General features: G+C 71.2%; 16 protein-coding genes. 13 read left to right on the top strand and 3 right to left on the bottom strand.

Going from position 1 to position 17450, the window contains the following annotated elements; genetic code table 11:
* Window positions 1–28: 28 nt before the first annotated feature.
* The 3 genes from ABTV91_RS01180 (at window position 29) to ABTV91_RS01170 (ending at window position 1748) form a co-directional block, all read left to right on the top strand.
* Entirely contained in the window at window positions 29–568 is a 540-nt protein-coding gene (locus tag ABTV91_RS01180; protein ID WP_433852823.1) for an endonuclease domain-containing protein, read from the top strand.
* Window positions 492–1490, top strand: coding sequence for a 2-alkyl-3-oxoalkanoate reductase (gene oleD, locus ABTV91_RS01175; RefSeq protein WP_433852822.1), 999 nt, complete (start codon window positions 492–494; stop codon window positions 1488–1490). The genes ABTV91_RS01180 and oleD overlap by 77 nt, the downstream gene beginning before the upstream one ends.
* 102 nt (window positions 1491–1592) lie before the next feature.
* The gene (locus ABTV91_RS01170; RefSeq protein WP_082443529.1) at window positions 1593–1748 is read left to right on the top strand and encodes a DUF1328 domain-containing protein; all 156 of its coding nucleotides are present in this window, start codon (window positions 1593–1595) and stop codon (window positions 1746–1748) included.
* A 60-nt stretch (window positions 1749–1808) separates the two neighbouring features.
* Here ABTV91_RS01170 and ddlA read toward each other — a convergent pair whose 3' ends face one another.
* Window positions 1809–2912, bottom strand: a complete 1104-nt coding sequence (ddlA, locus tag ABTV91_RS01165; RefSeq protein ID WP_433852821.1) for a D-alanine--D-alanine ligase — start codon at window positions 2910–2912, stop codon at window positions 1809–1811.
* Between the two features lie 208 nt (window positions 2913–3120).
* On the opposite strand from ddlA, the gene ABTV91_RS01160 reads away from it, so the two are divergent.
* The 4 genes from ABTV91_RS01160 (at window position 3121) to ABTV91_RS01145 (ending at window position 6964) form a co-directional block, all read left to right on the top strand.
* Window positions 3121–3768 (top strand): ubiquinone biosynthesis accessory factor UbiJ, encoded by a 648-nt coding sequence (locus ABTV91_RS01160; RefSeq protein ID WP_433852820.1) that lies wholly within the window; start codon window positions 3121–3123, stop codon window positions 3766–3768.
* Window positions 3765–5432, top strand: coding sequence for a ubiquinone biosynthesis regulatory protein kinase UbiB (gene ubiB / locus ABTV91_RS01155; protein WP_433852819.1), 1668 nt, complete (start codon window positions 3765–3767; stop codon window positions 5430–5432). The genes ABTV91_RS01160 and ubiB overlap by 4 nt, the downstream gene beginning before the upstream one ends.
* Window positions 5429–6103: a Qnr family pentapeptide repeat protein gene (locus ABTV91_RS01150; RefSeq protein WP_433852818.1), complete on the top strand. Its 675-nt coding sequence runs from the start codon at window positions 5429–5431 to the stop codon at window positions 6101–6103. Before ubiB ends, ABTV91_RS01150 begins: the two co-directional genes overlap by 4 nt.
* An 84-nt stretch (window positions 6104–6187) precedes the next feature.
* On the top strand, window positions 6188–6964 hold the full coding sequence (locus tag ABTV91_RS01145; RefSeq protein WP_433852817.1) for a pseudouridine synthase: 777 nt from the start codon (window positions 6188–6190) through the stop codon (window positions 6962–6964).
* A gap of 24 nt (window positions 6965–6988) precedes the next feature.
* Here ABTV91_RS01145 and ABTV91_RS01140 read toward each other — a convergent pair whose 3' ends face one another.
* The gene (locus ABTV91_RS01140) at window positions 6989–9001 is read right to left on the bottom strand and encodes a winged helix-turn-helix domain-containing protein (protein ID WP_433852816.1); all 2013 of its coding nucleotides are present in this window, start codon (window positions 8999–9001) and stop codon (window positions 6989–6991) included.
* 210 nt (window positions 9002–9211) lie between these two features.
* Between ABTV91_RS01140 and ABTV91_RS01135 the strand changes: the two genes are divergently transcribed.
* Complete coding sequence (locus ABTV91_RS01135; protein WP_433852815.1) at window positions 9212–11008, top strand: hypothetical protein; 1797 nt, start codon at window positions 9212–9214, stop codon at window positions 11006–11008.
* Between the two features lie 190 nt (window positions 11009–11198).
* Here ABTV91_RS01135 and ABTV91_RS01130 read toward each other — a convergent pair whose 3' ends face one another.
* Window positions 11199–11588, bottom strand: coding sequence for an MAPEG family protein (locus tag ABTV91_RS01130; protein WP_433852814.1), 390 nt, complete (start codon window positions 11586–11588; stop codon window positions 11199–11201).
* A gap of 113 nt (window positions 11589–11701) precedes the next feature.
* Here ABTV91_RS01130 and arfB point away from each other — a divergent pair, with 113 nt between their 5' ends.
* The 5 genes from arfB (at window position 11702) to lepB (ending at window position 17399) form a co-directional block, all read left to right on the top strand.
* Complete coding sequence (arfB, locus tag ABTV91_RS01125; protein WP_433852813.1) at window positions 11702–12133, top strand: alternative ribosome rescue aminoacyl-tRNA hydrolase ArfB; 432 nt, start codon at window positions 11702–11704, stop codon at window positions 12131–12133.
* Window positions 12134–12136: 3 nt separating this feature from the next.
* Window positions 12137–12739: a 1-acyl-sn-glycerol-3-phosphate acyltransferase gene (locus ABTV91_RS01120; RefSeq protein ID WP_433852812.1), complete on the top strand. Its 603-nt coding sequence runs from the start codon at window positions 12137–12139 to the stop codon at window positions 12737–12739.
* A gap of 3 nt (window positions 12740–12742) precedes the next feature.
* Window positions 12743–14179 (top strand): cryptochrome/photolyase family protein, encoded by a 1437-nt coding sequence (locus ABTV91_RS01115; protein ID WP_433852811.1) that lies wholly within the window; start codon window positions 12743–12745, stop codon window positions 14177–14179.
* Between the two features lie 111 nt (window positions 14180–14290).
* Window positions 14291–16447: a peptidyl-dipeptidase Dcp gene (gene dcp, locus ABTV91_RS01110; RefSeq protein WP_433852810.1), complete on the top strand. Its 2157-nt coding sequence runs from the start codon at window positions 14291–14293 to the stop codon at window positions 16445–16447.
* 331 nt (window positions 16448–16778) lie between these two features.
* On the top strand, window positions 16779–17399 hold the full coding sequence (gene lepB, locus ABTV91_RS01105; protein ID WP_433852809.1) for a signal peptidase I: 621 nt from the start codon (window positions 16779–16781) through the stop codon (window positions 17397–17399).
* The last annotated feature ends 51 nt before the right edge of the window (window positions 17400–17450 follow it).

Raw genomic sequence — 17450 nt, 5'->3', positions numbered from 1 at the left:
ACTCCCGCTTCCCAACGGAAAGGCCATCATGGACGAGCTTCGTCATCGCGCCCGGCAGCTACGCAACAACGCCACCGACGCTGAGCGCCATCTGTGGCGGTATCTGCGCAACCGCCATCTCGGTGGCCATCGTTTCCGGCGGCAGATGCCGATGGTCGGTTACGTGGCGGATTTTGCCTGTCCAAGCTTGAAACTCGTGATCGAGCTGGATGGTGGGCAGCATCTCCAAAACAGCGGATACGACAAGGTGCGTACCGCCATGCTGGAGAGCTTGGGCTACCGGGTGTTGCGCTACTGGAACGATGACGTGCTGATGAGGACGATGGCGGTGCTGGAGGATATCCTGCGTGCGATCGAGCAGGGCAACGGCGCCCCTCCGCTGCCTTCCCCTTGCCTGCGACAACAGGGAGGGGACGTACGCCCTCCCTGCGCGCGTTGCCGGGGGACAAGTCGCGGAGGGGGCCTTCAAGACAGCAGGACGACGAAGACGGATGAAGATTCTTGTAACAGGCGGCGGTGGGTTCCTCGGGCAGGCGCTGTGCCGCGGGCTGGTCGAGCGCGGGCATGACGTGCTCAGTTTCAACCGCGGCCATTACCCGGCCCTGGCCGCGCTGGGCGTGGGCCAGATCCGCGGCGACCTGGCCGACGCCAATGCGGTGCGCCATGCCGCCGCCGGCGTCGACGCGGTGTTCCACAACGCCGCCAAGGCCGGCGCCTGGGGCAGCTACGACAGTTATTTCCAGGCCAACGTGGTGGGCACCCGCAACGTGCTGGACGCCTGCCGCGCGCACGGCATCGGCCGGCTGGTCTACACCTCCACGCCCAGCGTGACCCACCGCGCCACCCATCCGGTGGAAGGGCTGGGCGCGGACGAAGTGCCCTACGGCGAGGACTTCCAGGCGCCGTACGCGGCCACCAAGGCCGTCGCCGAGCAGGAAGTGCTGGCCGCCAACGGCCCGGAGCTGGCGACCGTGGCGCTGCGCCCGCGCCTGATCTGGGGGCCGGGCGACAACCAGCTGGTGCCGCGCCTGGCCGAACGCGCCCGCGCCGGGCGCCTGCGCTTCGTCGGCGACGGCCTGAACAAGGTGGACACCACCTACATCGACAACGCCGCGCAGGCGCACTTCGACGCCTTCGACCACCTGGTGGCGGGCGCGGCCTGCGCCGGCAAGGCCTATTTCATTTCCAACGGCGAGCCGCTGCCGATGCGCGAACTGCTCAACAAACTGCTCGCGGCCATGGGCGCGCCGGCGGTGGAGAAGTCGATCTCGTTCAAGGCCGCCTACCGCATCGGCGCGGTCTGCGAAACACTGTGGCCGCTGCTGCGCCTGCGCGGCGAACCGCCGATGACGCGCTTCCTCGCCGAGCAGTTGTGCACGCCGCACTGGTATTCGATGGAGCCGGCGCGGCGCGATTTCGGCTATGTGCCGAAGGTGTCGATTGAGGAAGGGCTGCGCCGCCTGCGCGCCAGCGCCCAGGCGGCGGGCTGAGGCGCGCCGGCGCCCATCATCTGGCGATCACGTCCCCGTCACCATGCCGCCACCGCGGTTTGCCGAGGATGGAGCCCGAGTTCTCACACACGGGAGATCCCAATGCTCCATTACGCCATCGTCTTCTTCGTCATCGCCATCATCGCCGCGCTGCTGGGCTTTTCCGGCATCGCCGGCGCGGCCAGCAACATCGCCTGGATCCTGTTCGTGGTGTTCCTGATCCTGGCGGTGATCTCGCTGTTCCGCAGGAAGGGATGACGCACGCCAGCGCCGGAGCCGGCAGGCGCATTGCGCCGTCGGCTCCGGCCGGCCACCGGCTCAGCCGCCGGTGATCGAACTGCGCAGCGCCTTGTCGGCGGCGTGGCGCTCCAGCGCCAGCTCCACCAGGCGGGTGATCAGCGCGGTGTAGTCCAGGCCGCTGGCGCCCCACAGCTTGGGGTACATGCTGATGCGGGTGAAGCCGGGCAGGGTGTTGATCTCGTTGATGACCACCTCGCCCGCCGGGGTCAGGAACACGTCCACGCGGGCCATGCCGGCGCAGTCCAGCGCCTGGTAGGCGCGGATGGCGATCTGGCGGATGCGCTCCTGCGCCTCGGCCGGGATGTCGGCCGGAATCACCGTCTCGGCGCCGTTGGCGCTGATGTACTTGGTGTCGTAGGCGTAGAAATCGTCGTGGACCACCACCTCGCCGCAGACGCTGGCTTCGGGGTGGTCGTTGCCCAGCACCGCGCATTCGATCTCACGCCCGACGATGGCTGATTCCACCAGCACCTTGTGGTCGAAGGACAGCGCCAGTGCCATCGCCTGGCGGAACTCGTCCGCATCGCGGACCTTGCTCACGCCCACCGACGAACCCTGGTTGGCCGGCTTGACGAACAGCGGCGTGCCCAGCTGCGCCACCAGCGCGTCGTAATCGGCCTTGGCCGCGGTGACGCGGTTGAAGCACACGCACGGCGCCACCGGCAGGCCGGCATCGCGCAGCAGGCGTTTGGCCACGTCCTTGTCCATCGCCACCGCCGAGCCGAGCACGCCGGAGCCGACGAAGGGCAGGTTGGCCATGCGCAGCAGGCCCTGCAGCGAGCCGTCCTCGCCCAGCGTGCCGTGCACGATCGGGAACACCACGTCGATCTGCGCAAGCGCCGTGGCCGGGTCGCTGGGCACCAGCTGTGCCTGCTCGCGGCCGGGCAGCACCGCCAGCGCGTTGCCGGAGCGGTTCAGCGCGATCTTCGCCGGGTCGCCGGGGTTGAGCAGGAACTGCTGCGGGTCGCTCAGGTGCCAGTGGCCCTGCTTGTCGATGCCGATCAGGCTGACGTCGAAGCGCTCCTTGTCCAGCGCGTCGAGGATGTTCTTCGCCGATTGCAGCGAGACCTCGTGCTCGGCCGAACGACCGCCGAAGATGATGCCGACCCGGGTCTTGCCCATTGCCTGTTGCTCCTGCCGATTGCGCTGATGCGGGTGTGCATAGCATGGGGGAACGGCAGGGAATGGGGAACAGGGAAAGGAGAGGGTGGGTTTGTCGGCGCTCCGTGCGTTCACCTCTCCGCCCGGATGCACGGCAAGGCCCGGCGAACGGGATTCCGTCATTCCCCGTCCCCCATTCCCGCATCTCCGCTTCGGTAGAATGCCGTGCATGCCTGCATCCCCCTTCAAGTTCATCAAGCCGCTGGCCGGCCGCGCGCTGGAAACGGCGCTGAACCGCGCGCTGGCGCTGGACCCCGACACCCGCGCCGCGCTGGCGCCATTGGACGGCCAGCGCATCGCCCTGACCCTGGAATCGCCGTCGCTGGCGCTGCAGATCGGGGTCGACGGGCAGCGCCTGACGGTCGGCCCGGTGGACGCCGCGCAGGAGCCGGACCTGGCCGTGCGCAGCACGCTGGGCGGGGTGCTGGCGCAGCTGCCGTTCCTGGCCAACGCGCGCCGCAGCCCGGGCGCGGCGCCGGCCGGGCGGGTGAAGGTGTCCGGCGATGCCGAACTGGCGCGGCGCCTGCAGCAGCTGGCCACGCGCTTCGACCCGGACTGGCAGCAGCCGTTCGTGGCGGTGTTCGGCGAGGTGCTGGGCGTGCAGGTCGCGCAGACCCTGCGCGCGGCGCTGGCGCAGGCCCGCCGCAGCGCCACCGACCTGGCGCAGACCGCGGCCGAGTACGTGACCGAGGAGTCGCGCGACGTGGTGCCGCGCGCCGAGCTGGACGCCTTCCACGACGACGTCGATGCGATCCGCGACGACGTCGAGCGTCTGGCCGCGCGGGTGGCGCGCCTGCGCAGCGGAGGCCGCGCATGAAGGCGACCCGCGCGATGTTCCGCGCCAGCCGCATCGGCCGGGTGATGCTGCGCTACCGGCTCGACGACCTGTTCGACGGCACCCCTGCCGAACGCTGGCTGCGCATCGCCCGGCCGTTCGTGCCGCGCGCGCGCGGCGATATCGCCTCGCTGCCGCGCGGCGCGCGCCTGCGCCTGGCGCTGCAGGAACTGGGGCCGATCTTCGTCAAGTTCGGGCAGATTCTGTCGACCCGCCGCGACCTGGTGCCGCCGGACGTGGCGGTCGAGCTGACCCTGCTGCAGGACCGGGTCAAGCCGTTCGACGGCGAGCGCGCGCGGCAGATCGTCGAGCAGGCGCTGGGCCTGCCGGTCAGCGAGGCGTTCGCCAGTTTCGATACCGCGCCGCTGGCCTCGGCTTCGATCGCGCAGGTGCATGCAGCCACCCTGCACGACGGCCGCCAGGTGGTGGTCAAGGTGCTGCGCCCGGACATCGAGCGCCAGATCGATGCCGACATCGCCCTGCTCAGGTCGCTGGCCGCGCTGGTCGAGCGCACCCATCCGCGCGCGGACAAGATCCGTCCGCGCGAGGTGGTGGCCGAGATCGAGACCACGCTGGCCGCCGAACTGGACCTGCAGCGCGAGGGCGCCAACGCCAGCGTGCTGCGCCGCTTCTGGCAGGATTCGGACGACCTGTACGTGCCCGAGGTGATCTGGACCCACACCGCCGAGCGCGCGCTGACCCTGGAGCGGGTCTGGGGCATTCCCTCCGACGACATCGCCGCGCTGGACGCGGCCGGCATCGACCGCCGCGCGCTGGCCGCCAAGGGCGTGCGCGTGTTCTACACGCAGGTGTTCCGCGACAACTTCTTCCACGCCGACGCGCACGCCGGCAACATCTGGGTCGATACCGACCCGGCGCGCCGCGACAACCCGCGTTTCATCGCGCTGGACTTCGGCATCATGGGCCAGCTCTCGGAAGAGGACCAGTACTACCTGGCCGAGAATTTCATGGCCATCTTCAACCGCGACTACCGCCGCATCGCCGAACTGCACGTGCAGGCGCGCTGGATGCCGGCCACGGTGCGCATCGACGACCTGGAGGCGGCGGTGCGCGCGGTGTGCGAACCGTACTTCACCCGCCCGCTGTCGCAGATCTCGCTGGCCGAGGTGCTGCTCAAGCTGTTCCGCACCGCGCAGCGCTACCAGCTGACCCTGCAGCCGCAGCTGATCCTGCTGCAGAAGACCCTGCTCAACATCGAGGGCGTCGGCCGCCAGCTCGACCCGCAGATCGACATCTGGGCGGTGGCCAAACCGGTACTCGAGCGCATCCTGCGCGAACGTTACAGCCCGCGCCGCGCGCTGCGGGAACTGCGCCGCCGGCTGCCGGAAATCATGACCCGCACCCCGGACATGCCGGTGCTGGTGCACGCCTGGCTGCGCCAGCAGGTCGAAGGGCAGCATGCGCTGTCGATGCGGTCGCAGGACATCGTCGACCTCGACCAGACCCTGCGGCGCATGCAGCGGCGCGTGGTCACCGCGGTGGCCGGCGCCGGCCTGCTCGTGGTGGCCGCCCTGCTGCACGGCCTGCACGCCGGCGGCCCGCAGTGGGCGACGGTGCCGCTGTGGTCGTGGATCAGCGGCGGCGTGGGCGCGCTGGCGCTGGCCTCGGCGTGGCTGCGGCGATGAGCGCCGGGGCCGCCGCGGCGCCGACGGTCGTCAGCAACGAACGCATCGACAGGGAGCGCTTCACCGGCGCCAGGGTCGCGAACACGCATTTCCGCAACTGCGATTTCTCCGGTACCGACCTGACCGGTACCGAGTTCGTGAACTGCGTCTTCTACGATCCGGACACCCAGGCCGGCTGCCGCTTCAATGGCGCGCAGCTCAAGGAAGCCAGCTTCCGCCAGTGCGACCTGAGCCTGTGCGTATTCGCCTTCGCCAAAGCGCTGGGGCTGGAGATCGCCGAATGCCGGGCGCAGGGCGCGGATTTCTCCAACGCCAGCTTCATGAACCAGATCACCGCGCGCACCGGGTTCTGCAGCGCTTTCATCCGGCAGTCCAACCTGAGCTACGCCGATTTCTCCGGGGTGACGCTGGAGAAATGCGAGCTGCCGGACAACCGCTGGGTCGGCGCCAACGTATCGGGCGCGAACTTCAGCGGGTCGGACCTGTCCGGCGGGGATTTCTCGTCGCTGGACTGGCGTTCGGCCGATTTCACCCATTGCGACCTGACCGGTTCGGAACTGGGCGACCTCGATCTGCGCATGGTCGACCTGGAAGGCGCCAGTCTCGACACCCTGCAGGTCGCGCAGCTGATGCTGCGCATGGGCATCACGGTCGAACCGCTGAAGTCCTGATGCCCACAGCCCCACCGCTCCACCGCGCGGGGCTTCCACGACACGGGCCGGCGCATGGCAGGCCCGAACAGATAAAGCCGAACCATGGACCACGACACGACGACATCGCTGCCCGACCGGACGTTGCCGGTGCTGTACGCCGACGACCGGCTGGCGGTGGTCGACAAGCCGGCCGGGCTGATGGTCCACGACAGCAAGCTGGCGCGCGGCGAGGACGATTTCCTCGCCGACCGCCTGCGCGAACAGCTGGGCCGGCCGATCTTCCTGATCCACCGCCTGGACCGCGCCACCAGCGGCTGCCTGCTGCTGGCCTTCGACCGCGACACCGCCAGCGCGCTGGGCAAGACCCTGATGAGCGGCGATGTCGGCAAGGACTACCTGGCGGTATGCCGCGGCTGGCCCGCGGAAGACGCCTTCACCGTCGACCATGACCTCGACGGCGGCCCCGGCAAGCCGGTGAAGAAGCCGGCCATCACCCACTTCCAGAAACTGCTGACCAGCGAACTGCCGCTGCCGTCGAACGGCTTCCCGACCTCGCGCTACGCGCTGCTGCGCTGCCAGCCGCAGACCGGCCGCTTCCGCCAGATCCGCCGGCACCTGAAGCACGTGTTCCATCACCTGATCGGCGACACCAGCCACGGCGACGGCCGCCACAACCGCACCTTCCGCATGCACGGCGTGCACCGCATGCTGCTGCACGCGCAGCGGCTGTCGTTCCCGCACCCGCAGGACGGGCGCCGCATCGAAGTGCAGGCGCCGCTGGATGCGGAGTTCCGCAAGGCGTTCGCGCTGCTGGGCTGGGACGCGGATCTGCAGGCCGGCGATGCGCGCACGGCGCAGGCCCATTCCGCGCGCGACTGAAGCGCGCGGGGGCGGTTCGCCCCGTCACTGGCACTGGAAATCGTCCGTGCCCACCGCCCGGCAGCCGTCGCCCCAGCGGCCGGTCTGCCGCCAGTAGGCGGCCACGCCGGTTTCCACCAGCAGGCGCTTGAAATCCGGGTGCGCGCGCACGCCCGAATACGGTGAGTTCCACAGCGCCACGTAGGGCTGCTGCGCCATCGTGCCGGTGTCGAAGCCCGGCTGGCTTTCCAGGTCGCGCCGCATCGCCGCCACTGTCAGGTCGGCATCGCCCAGCGCGTCGGCCACGTTGGTCCATACATACGCGGCGCGGGCGCCGCCGCCATAGGTTTCGTCCGCGAGCGCCCTGCGCACCAGCGCCAGCATCGCCGCGCGGTCGTGCAGCGCCGCGCCCAGATCGCGGAAGAACGGCGTGCCGAAGACCGCGTCCTGCTCGTGCAGCAACCTGCGGTGCAGATCGCGCAGTTCGGCCAGGCCGCCGGGCCGCTTGCCGGCCAGCTGGCCGATGAAGGCCACGTAGTCCGGCTCGCGCTGGTTGCCCTGCAGTTCCCGGCCGCGCCGGTATTCGACCTCTGCGTCGGCGGGGCGCCGCGCGGCGGTGTAGTCGTACTGCAGGTCGCGGGAGAGGAACAGCGCCCGCGGCTCCACCGCGCGTATCCGTTCGACCAGCGCCACGGTGTCGTCCAGGTGGCCCACGGCGTAGAGCATGTAGGTGTAGTCCCAGACGCGCTCCTTGACCAGCGGCCCGGATTCGGCGACCTGCCTGGCCAGGGCGATGGCTTCGGCGCGCCGGCCTTCGCGCCACAGCGCGTTGGCGCGGTCGAGCCGGGCCAGCGCGCTGTCCGGCGCGATCGCGGCGATGCGCGCGCGCACCTGCCGCGCTTCGCCGCGCAGCTGCCCGGCCTGCGTGCCGCCGATCTCGTGCGCCACCGCGTCCAGCGAATCGGCCAGCGCCTCCAGGCACAGCGCGCAGCGCGGATCCAGCGCCACCATTTCGCGCGCCAGCTGCAGGCGTTCCTGGTCGTGGGCGAAGTCGAACCGTTCCTCCATCGCGATGCCGCGCCAGCGCAGGTAACGCTCGTAGGCCTCCACGCTGGTGGTGCCGCCCTGTCCGCGGTTGAACGCGGCCACGTCCAGTTTCACGCTGAGTGCCCGTGCGACGTCGCGTGCGATGTCTTCCTGGATCGCGAACACATCGCGCAGTTCGCGCGCGTAGGTCTTGGACCACAGGTGGGCGCCGTCGGCGGCGCGGACGAGCTGCGCGCTGACGCGCAGCGCATCGCCCTCGCGGCGCACGCTGCCTTCCAGCAGGTAGGCGACGCCGAGCTTGCGGCCGATGGAACGCAGGTCCTCGTTCCTGCCCTTGAACGAGAAGCTCGAGGTGCGCCCCACCACCCGCAGCGCCGGCGACTGCGCCAGCTGGTCGAGGATTTCCTCGGCCAGGCCGTCGGCCAGGTAGTCCTGGTCGCGCGCGCGGGAAAGGTCGGCGAACGGCAGTACCGCCAGTGACGGCCGCGTGGTGGCGTCGACCGGCGCGGACGCCGCCGGGTCGTTCCCGCGCGGCAGCCAGGCGAGGGCGGCCACAAGCAGCAGCGCCGCGGCGATGGCGACGAGCCAGGGGACGCGCGCGCGCGATGACCGTGGCGCCGCGGAGTGGGTGGCTGGTGCCGCGGCTCCGGTATCGCTCGCCGGCTCCGCCGTCGCCGGCGGCGGCGCTCCGGATGCGGGCAGGTCGAAGCGGTAACCGACGCCGTACACCGTGTGCAGCAGGCGCGGGTGCAGCGCGTCCTCGCCCAGCGCCTGGCGCAGCAGGCTCATGATCCGGTTGAGCACGCCGGGGGTGACGTGGCGGTGGCCCCAGACCGCGTCCAGGATTTCGTCGCGGGTGAACACCCGGCCGGGCGCGGCGGCCAGCAGCGCCAGCACGGCGAAGGCCTTGGGTTCCAGCGCCCGTTCGTCGCCGCCACGCCACAGCCGCCGGCCCGCGAAGTCGATGACCAGGTCGTCGAAGGCAAGGTGGTCCGGCGCAGGCTGCGGCATACGGTCCCCGGCGGGTGGCCCCGGTCGCGGCGAGTATAGGGCGCAACCCGGGGCGGCCGGTGGCGGCTTGCCCGCCGTTTCCCGGCCATCCTGAGGCTCGCCCAAGGTTGCCCTAAAGATCGGCTGGCGCAGCGGGAGCAGGCTGGTGGCACGCCCTGCGCCATTGCGGGCGCGTCGTTCCGGCCTGCTGACACCTATCGGGGAACCGCCATGAACACCTCTTCGTCCCGCCTCATCCTGTTGTCCGTCGGGTTGGCCGGCGCCTGCGGCTCGGCCAGCCTGCTGGGCTGGCCGGAGGAGGCGCCGCTGGCGTACGACCCCGTGCTCGACCCGCGCGGCGCCCTGTGCGCCGCGCCCGTCGCCGGCCGTCCGGCCCTGCTCGACGCGCTGGTGCTGGCGCAGACCGCCGAAACCCGGCCGTTCCCGGTGCTGCCCATGAAAGCCGCCGACGGCGCGGTGCCGCTGTACGACAACCTCGGCGCGCTGAGCCTGAAGGTCGGCACGCGCAACGCGCGGGCGCAGGCGTACTTCGACCAGGGCCTGCGCTGGGCGTTCGCGTTCAACCACGCCGAGGCGCAGCGCGCGTTCCAGGCCGCGCAGCGGGAAGACCCGGCGCTGGCGATGGCGTACTGGGGCGAGGCCTTCGTCCTGGGGCCGAACATCAACGCGCCGATGCTGCCCGGCGCGGTGGCGCCGGCGTTCGCGGCGCTGTCGCGCGCGCTGGAGCTGGCGCCGGCCGCGCCGGAGAAGGACCGCGCGCTGATCGCGGCGCTGCGGCAGCGCTACTCGGCCGATCCGGCGGCCGAGCGCGCGCCGCTGGACGCGGCCTTCGCCGACGCGATGCGGGCCGTGGCCGCGCGCCATGCGGACGACGACACGGTGCAGGCGCTCTACGCCGAAGCGGTCATGGACACGCAGCCGTGGGACTACTGGGAGGCGGCCGGAACCCGGCCCAAGGGCCGCGCCGGCGAGATGCTGGCGGCGCTGGAGACGGTCCTTTCCCGCAACCCCGACCACCCCGGCGCGATCCACCTCTACCTCCACGCGGTCGAGGCGTCCGCCACGCCCGAACGCGGCCTGCCGCACGCGCGGCGCCTGGCCGCGCTGATGCCCGGCGCCGGGCACATCGTGCACATGCCCGCGCACATCTACTACCGCGTGGGCCTGTTCAAGGAATCGATGGAGATCAACAAGCGCGCGATGGCGGTGGACGAGGCGTACTTCGCGAGCTCGCCATCCGACCCGCTCTACAAGGCCGCCTATTACCCGCACAACATCCACTTCGTGCTGGTGTCCGCGCAGATGGGCGGCGACGGCGCGACCGCCATCACCGCCGCGGACCGGCTGGACGCCGCCTTGGCCGACGAGGTCGTCGCGCAATACCCGCTGCTCGAACCGATCAAGGCCGCGCCCTACCTGGCGCACGCCGTGTTCAGCCCGCCCGCGGACATCCTCGCGCTGCCGGCGCCGCCGGAAAACCAGGTGATCGTGGCGGCGCTGGCGCACTACGCGCGGGCGCTGGCGCATGCCACCCGGCGCGAGTTCGGCGACGCGCAGCGCGAGATCGACGCCATCGCCGGCATCGAGCGCAGCGCCGACTTCCAGCCCTACCTGGACTGGTACATGCCCGGGAAGGAGATCGTGCAGACCGCGCGGCTGGTGGCCGGCGCGCGCCTGGCCGACGCGCGCGGCGACCTGGCGGCGGCGGCGAAAGCGTACGAGGCGGCGGTCGCCGTGGAGGATTCGCTGGCCTACATGGAGCCGCCATACTGGTACTACCCGATCCGCCAGTCGCTGGGTTCGGTGTATCTGCGCCAGGGCCGTCTCGACGCGGCCGAGCGGGTGCTGCGCGAATCGCTGCTGCGCGCGCGCGGCAACGGCTGGGCGCTGGCGGGGCTGGTGGAGGTCTACAGGCGCAAGGGCGACACGGGAGCGGAAAAGGCGGCGCGGCAGGCGTACGACAACGCCTGGTTCGGCGGCAGGGCGCCGGACATCGCGCGGCTGTGAGGCCACAGGTGCGCGGCGCCTTAGCCGAGGCGCCGTCCGTGATCGACACTCCAAGGTCGGGGCGCTGCGGGAACGATGCCGTCCGCAAAGCGGCCGCCCGGCAGTGCCGGCCGCTTCCGGTGCGCTGCAGTGTGGGCCGGTCAGCGGCTGCGCAGGGCGCCGTGCCGGGCCGGGAAAGGCGCGGGCCGGTTCAGCGGCCGGCCGCCAGCGCCGCCAGCACGATCAGCGCGGCCACGCAGGCGAAACCGCCCAGCCACGACAGGCTGCGCAGCAGCGGCTTGTCGCCGACGTAGAGCACGCCGTGCAGCACGCGGAACACCACGAAGGCGATGGAAAGCGCGTTGACCGTCGCCGCCTCCACGCCGGCCAGCTGCGCCAGGACCACGCCGGCGGCGAAGGGCGCGAAGCTCTCGAAGGCGTTCAGGTGCGCCGCGTTGGCGCGCTGCACCAGGTAGTTGTCGCTCTTTGCGACCCACGCGCGCGGGTTGCGGTTGTTGTAACCGGGCCGCGCCTTGGCGACGGCGATCCAGAGGTAAGGCAACAGCGCGGCGATCAACACGCACCAGTAAGCGGTCGACATGGGCAGCTCCCTGCGGAAGGAGCCCGCAGCCTAGCAGCCGCGCCCGCGCGCCGGAAAGGCGCCGCGCTGCCTGCACGCGCGGGCGACGGGCCGGGCCGATACAATCCGCAGCCATGGCCACCCCCTCGCTCGCCGTCGACGCGTCGCTGGCGATCCCGGAAACGGAGATCGTCGAGCGTTTCGTGCGCGCCAGCGGCGCCGGCGGGCAGAACGTCAACAAGGTATCCAGCGCGGTCGAGCTGCGCTTCGACGTCGCCGGTTCGCCGTCGCTGCCCGAGCCGCTGCGCGCGCGCCTGCTGGCGCGGCGCGACCGGCGCCTTACCGACGACGGCGTGCTGGTGATCGACGCGCAGCGTTTCCGCACGCAGGAGCGCAACCGCGCCGACGCGCGCGAGCGCCTGGCCGATTTCATCCGCGCCGGGCTGGCCGTGCCGAAGGCGCGGGTGGCGACCAAGCCGACCTACGGCTCCCGGCTGCGGCGGCTGGACGAGAAGAAGGGGCGGGCGCAGATCAAGCGCGGCCGCTCGCAACGGAACTGGGAGTAGCGCTTGGACAACCCGTCGCCGGTCGTGCCGCCGGTCCCGCCGAACGTGCCCCAGGTGCGCGGCAGCGCCTTCTCCCGCTGGCTCGGGCGCAGCTTCCTGCGCCTGGGCGGCTGGCGCGTGGTCGGGCCGATCCCCGACCTGCGCAGGGCGGTGGTCATCGCCGCGCCGCATTCGTCCAACTGGGACGGCATCTGGGGCCTGGCGGCGAAGATGGCGCTGGGCGTGGAGGCGCGCATCCTCGGCAAGGACAAGCTGTTCTGGTGGCCGCTGGGCGCGGTGCTGCGCCGGCTGGGCGTGGTGCCGCTGGACCGCAGCTCGCCGCAGGGCACGGTGGGGCAGGCGGTGGCGATGATCCAGGGCAGCGAGCGCATCTGGTTCGCGTTGGCGCCGGAAGGCACGCGCAAGCCCGTGAAGGAGTGGAAGAGCGGTTTCATCCGCATCGCACGCATGGCGCAGGTGCCGATCGTGCCGGCCTATTTCCACTACCCGGAAAAGATCATCGGCTTCGGCGCGCCGATCCACACCAGCGGCGACGATGCCGCCGACATGGCCGCGGTACGCCAGTGGTACCGGCCGTGGATCGGCCGCAACCGCGGCACGGTGTAGGCGATGGGCATCGCGCTGATCTGGCTGCGCGACGACCTGCGCCTGGACGACCAGCCGGCGCTGCGCGCGGCGCTGGACCGCGGCCTGCGGCCGCTGCCGGTCTACATCCACGCGCCGGACGAAGAAGGCGCCTGGGCGCCGGGCGCGGCGTCGCTGGCGTGGCGGCGGCGTTCGTTGGCGGCGCTGGCCGACGCGCTGGAGCGTCGCGGTTCGCGGCTGCTGCTGTTGCGCGGACCCACGCTCGCCGCCCTGCAGGCGCTGGCCGCGCGCACCGGCGCCGAAGCGGTGCTGTGGACGCGGCGCTACGAACCGGCCATCGAGCAGCGCGACGCGCAGATCAAGCGCAGCCTGCGCCAGACCGGCCTGCACGCGGAAAGCTTCAACGGCGCGCTGCTGTTCGAGCCCTGGGAACTGGCGACCCGGCAGGGCGACCCGTACCGCGTATTCACGCCGTTCTGGAAATCGGCGCGCGCGCACTGGCGGACGCCGGCCATCTGGAAGGCGCCGGCGCGGCTGCCGGCGCTCGAGGCGGTGGAGATGCCCGCGGGCGAGCGCCTGGACGATCTGTTGCCGGCGCCGCAGCCGGCGTGGGACGCCGGCTTCTGGCAGCGCTTCACGCCCGGCGAAAACGGCGCGCGCGCCGCCCTGCAGGGCTTCCTCGACGGCGCCGTGCACGGCTACGCGCAGGGCCGCGACTTCGCCGCGCAGGCGGGCACCTCGCGGCTGTCGCCGCACCTGCACCACGGCGAGCTGTCGGTGCGGCGCATCGCCGCCGCGGTGCTGGACGCCGGCGATGCCATCGCCGATGCCGACCGCGACCGCTTCCTCGCCGAACTGGGCTGGCGCGAGTTCGCCCATCACGTACTGCACCACTACCCGCGGGTGCCCGACCACAACCTCGACCCGCGCTTCGACGATTTCCCCTGGGCGGCGCCCGACACGGCGCTGCTCGACGCCTGGCGGCGCGGGCGCACCGGCGTGCCCATCGTCGATGCCGGCATGCGCGAGCTGTGGCACACCGGCTGGATGCACAACCGCGTGCGCATGGTGGTGGCCAGCTGGCTGTGCAAGCACCTGCGCCAGCACTGGCGGCACGGCGCGCGCTGGTTCTGGGACACGCTGGTGGATGCCGACCTGGCCAACAACACCCAGGGCTGGCAGTGGACCGCCGGCACCGGCGCCGACGCGGCGCCGTACTTCCGCGTGTTCAATCCGGTCAGCCAGGCGCGGCGGTTCGACCCGGACGGCGCCTACATCGCGCACTGGGTGCCGGAACTGGCGGGCCTGCCGCTGCCGGCGCGCTTCGCGCCGTGGGAGCACGCTGAGCTGGCGCGGCGGCTGGCGCCGGCGTACCCGGCCCGGCCGCAGGTGGACCTGGCCGCCGGCCGCGCCGACGCGCTGGCCGCCTTCGCCACGCTGCGCCGCGGCCGGACGTCCTGACCCAGCCGACAGGCGGCGCGCAGCCACACGCCACCATCGGCACATGCCGGCCGGTGGTGGACGGAGTAGGGTTTGCGCCTGCACGCACCCCGTCCCACAGGAGCACGTTACATGTCGCGCACCGTCATTCTGGCCGCCGCCATCAGCCTTGCGCTGGCGGCCTGTTCCGGCAAGGAGTCCCCCGCCCCCGTGACCACCGATACCCCGACCGCCGGCCAGCCGGCCGATGCCTCGACCAATCCGTTCCTGGCCGCGAGCACGCTGCCGTTCCAGGCGCCGGCGTTCGACAAAATCAAGGACGGCGACTACCTGCCGGCGTTCGAGGAAGGCATGCGCCAGCAGCTGGCCGAGATCGCGCAGATCACCGGCAACGCCGAACCGGCCACCTTCGACAACACCCTGCTGCCGCTGGAGAAGTCCGGCGCCATCCTCGACCGCACCAGCCGCGTGTTCTTCGGCGTGGTCCAGGCCGACACCAATCCCCAGCGGCAGAAGATCCAGGAAGAGGTGATCCCGAAGCTGGCCGCGCACAGCGACGCCATCCACCTGGACGCCAAGCTGTTCGCGCGGGTGAAGGCGGTCTACGACGCGCGCGCCGGCGCCGGGCTCGACCCGGAGCAGCTGCGCGTGGTCGAGGAAACCTACAAGGGCTTCGTCAAGGCCGGCGCCGAGCTCAGCGACGCCGACAAGGAAACGCTGAAGCAGTACAACGCCGAGGAAGCCACCCTCGCCAACGACTTCCACAACAAGCTGGTCGCGGCCACCGCCGCCGGCGCGGTGGTGGTGGACGACAAGGCGAAGCTGGCCGGCCTGTCCGATGGCGACGTCGCCGCCGCCGAGGAAGCGGCCAAGGGCCGCAAGCTCGACGGCAAGTGGGTGCTGGCGCTGCAGAACACCACCCAGCAGCCGGTGCTGATGTCGCTGCAGGACCGCGACCTGCGCGCCAGGGTGCTGGAAGCCTCGGAGACCCGCACCGAACGCGGCGACGGCAACGACACCCGCGCGATCATCCAGCGCCTGGCGCAGCTGCGTGCGGCCAAGGCCAGGCTGCTGGGCTTCCCCAACTACGCCGCCTACAACCTCGGCGACCAGATGGCGCAGACCCCGGCCAACGCGCTCAAGCTGCTGACCGACACGGTGCCGGCCGCGACCGCCAAGGCGCGCGGCGAGCTGGCCGAGATCCAGAAGGTCATCGACGCTCAGAACGGCGGCTTCAAGGCCACGGCTTCGGACTGGGATTTCTACGCCGAGCAGGTGCGCAAGGCCAGGTACGACCTGGACGAAGCGCAGATCAAGCCGTACTTCGAGCTGGACAACGTGCTGCAGAACGGCGTCTTCTTCGCCGCCAACCAGCTCTACGGCCTGACCTTCAAGGAGCGCAAGGACATCCCGGTGTACCACCCGGACGTGCGCGTGTTCGAGGTCAGCGACGCCGACGGCCAGCCGCTGGCGCTGTTCTACGCCGACTACTTCAAGCGCGACAGCAAGTCCGGCGGCGCGTGGATGGATGTGTTCGTCGAGCAGGACGGCCTGGCCGGCACCAGGCCGGTGGTCTACAACGTGTGCAACTTCACCAAGCCCGCCGCCGGCCAGCCGGCGCTGCTGAGCTGGGACGACGTGACCACGATGTTCCATGAGTTCGGCCACGCGCTGCACGGCATGTTCTCCAATACGAAGTACCCGAGCGTGGCCGGCACCGGCGTGCCGCGCGACTTCGTCGAGTTCCCGTCGCAGTTCAACGAGCACTGGGCGTCGGACCCGAAGGTGTTCGCCAACTATGCCAAGCACTACCAGAGCAAGGAGGCGATGCCGCAGGCGCTGGTGGACAAGATCGCCAAGGCCAAGACCTTCAACCAGGGCTACGCCACCACCGAGTACCTGGCCGCGGCACTGCTCGACCTGGCCTGGCACACGCAGGGCGCCGATGCGCCGAAGCAGGACGTGGATGCGTTCGAGGCCGATGCGCTGAAGAAGTACCACGTCGATCTGGCGCAGGTGCCGCCGCGTTACCGCAGCAGCTACTTCGACCACATCTGGGGCGGCGGCTATTCGGCCGGCTACTACGCCTATTTCTGGGCGGAGATGATCGACCACGACGCCTTCGAATGGTTCAAGGAACACGGCGGCCTGACCCGCGAGAACGGCCAGGTGTTCCGCGACAGGATCCTGTCCATCGGCAACACCCGCGACCTGGCCACCGCCTATCGCGAGTTCCGCGGCAAGGACCCGAGCGTGGAGCCGCTGCTGAAGAACCGCGGGCTGAAGTAAGCCGCGAGCGGATGCTGCAGCAGGCCATCGCCGACCTGGCGATCACGGCACGAAGCGGGAGGGGGCGACCCTCCCGCTTTTTTTTTTGCCGCCCTCTTTAGGCGGAGAGGCAACGCCTATCCACGCCGTGGATGCGGGGCTTGCCCCGCATGAAGCTTCACCGACAATGCCCCATGCGGGGCAAGCCCCGTATTTACGGGCCCGGCGCGCGGCGATCGTCATGCCGGACTTGCCCGACATTGCCGATGCGGACATGCCTGCGTCCGCGAGGCCAGGAACTTTCCGCGAAGGCCGGCAGTCGATGTTGGACCTGCCCGTGGAGTGCACCGCCATGACCCGCGACGACCGCGCCGCTTTCGCCCTCCCCGTGCTGGCCTGGCTGCGCCGCGAAGCGCTGCCGCTGGCAGTGATGCTGTTGCTGCTGGGCGCCGCGCGCGACACGCTGGCCAATCATTACCAGGTGCCCAGCGGTTCGATGCAGCCGACGCTGCAGCCCGGTGACCACGTCGTGGTGGACATGCGTGCCTACGGCCTGCGCCTGCCGTTCACCGGCATCCGCCTGCTCGATACCGGCCATCCGCAGCGCGGCGACGTGGCCGTGTTCGATTCGCCGGCCGACGGCACGCGGTTGATCAAGCGGGTGGTGGCGGTGGCCGGCGACCGTGTGGAGCTGCACGGCGGCTACCTGCATATCAACGGCCAGCCGCTGAGTCTGGCGCCGCGGCACGAAGCCTTCGGCGCGAAACGGGTGACGCTGGACCTGGACGCCGGCGGCGGCCCGGACATCGACGGCATCACCGTGCCGGAAGGCAAGCTGCTGGTGCTGGGCGACCATCGCGGCGACAGCTTCGATGGCCGCTTCTTCGGCCTGGTCGATGCCGACACGGTGTACGGCAAGGCGCGCGCGGTGTTCTGGCGCCGTGGCGAGGGCATGGCGTGGCGCGCGCTGTAGCGTCGACGGCATCGCCGCGCGGCGAAATCCCCGCGTGGCCGTGCCGCTTTC

Source organism: Stenotrophomonas nitritireducens (assembly GCF_050984405.1).
Taxonomy (GTDB): domain Bacteria; phylum Pseudomonadota; class Gammaproteobacteria; order Xanthomonadales; family Xanthomonadaceae; genus Stenotrophomonas; species Stenotrophomonas nitritireducens_B.
This window is presented reverse-complemented; position numbering and strand designations above follow the sequence as displayed.

Bases quoted from the DNA above. Each gene is read 5' to 3' on its own strand.
- ABTV91_RS01180 (WP_433852823.1), top strand. From the start codon at position 29: ATGGACGAGCTTCGTCATCGCGCCCGGCAGCTACGCAACAACGCCACC.
- oleD (WP_433852822.1), top strand. From the start codon at position 492: ATGAAGATTCTTGTAACAGGCGGCGGTGGGTTCCTCGGGCAGGCGCTG.
- ABTV91_RS01170 (WP_082443529.1), top strand. From the start codon at position 1,593: ATGCTCCATTACGCCATCGTCTTCTTCGTCATCGCCATCATCGCCGCG.
- ddlA (WP_433852821.1), bottom strand. From the start codon at position 2,912: ATGGGCAAGACCCGGGTCGGCATCATCTTCGGCGGTCGTTCGGCCGAG.
- ABTV91_RS01160 (WP_433852820.1), top strand. From the start codon at position 3,121: ATGCCTGCATCCCCCTTCAAGTTCATCAAGCCGCTGGCCGGCCGCGCG.
- ubiB (WP_433852819.1), top strand. From the start codon at position 3,765: ATGAAGGCGACCCGCGCGATGTTCCGCGCCAGCCGCATCGGCCGGGTG.
- ABTV91_RS01150 (WP_433852818.1), top strand. From the start codon at position 5,429: ATGAGCGCCGGGGCCGCCGCGGCGCCGACGGTCGTCAGCAACGAACGC.
- ABTV91_RS01145 (WP_433852817.1), top strand. From the start codon at position 6,188: ATGGACCACGACACGACGACATCGCTGCCCGACCGGACGTTGCCGGTG.
- ABTV91_RS01140 (WP_433852816.1), bottom strand. From the start codon at position 9,001: ATGCCGCAGCCTGCGCCGGACCACCTTGCCTTCGACGACCTGGTCATC.
- ABTV91_RS01135 (WP_433852815.1), top strand. From the start codon at position 9,212: ATGAACACCTCTTCGTCCCGCCTCATCCTGTTGTCCGTCGGGTTGGCC.
- ABTV91_RS01130 (WP_433852814.1), bottom strand. From the start codon at position 11,588: ATGTCGACCGCTTACTGGTGCGTGTTGATCGCCGCGCTGTTGCCTTAC.
- arfB (WP_433852813.1), top strand. From the start codon at position 11,702: ATGGCCACCCCCTCGCTCGCCGTCGACGCGTCGCTGGCGATCCCGGAA.
- ABTV91_RS01115 (WP_433852811.1), top strand. From the start codon at position 12,743: ATGGGCATCGCGCTGATCTGGCTGCGCGACGACCTGCGCCTGGACGAC.
- dcp (WP_433852810.1), top strand. From the start codon at position 14,291: ATGTCGCGCACCGTCATTCTGGCCGCCGCCATCAGCCTTGCGCTGGCG.
- lepB (WP_433852809.1), top strand. From the start codon at position 16,779: ATGACCCGCGACGACCGCGCCGCTTTCGCCCTCCCCGTGCTGGCCTGG.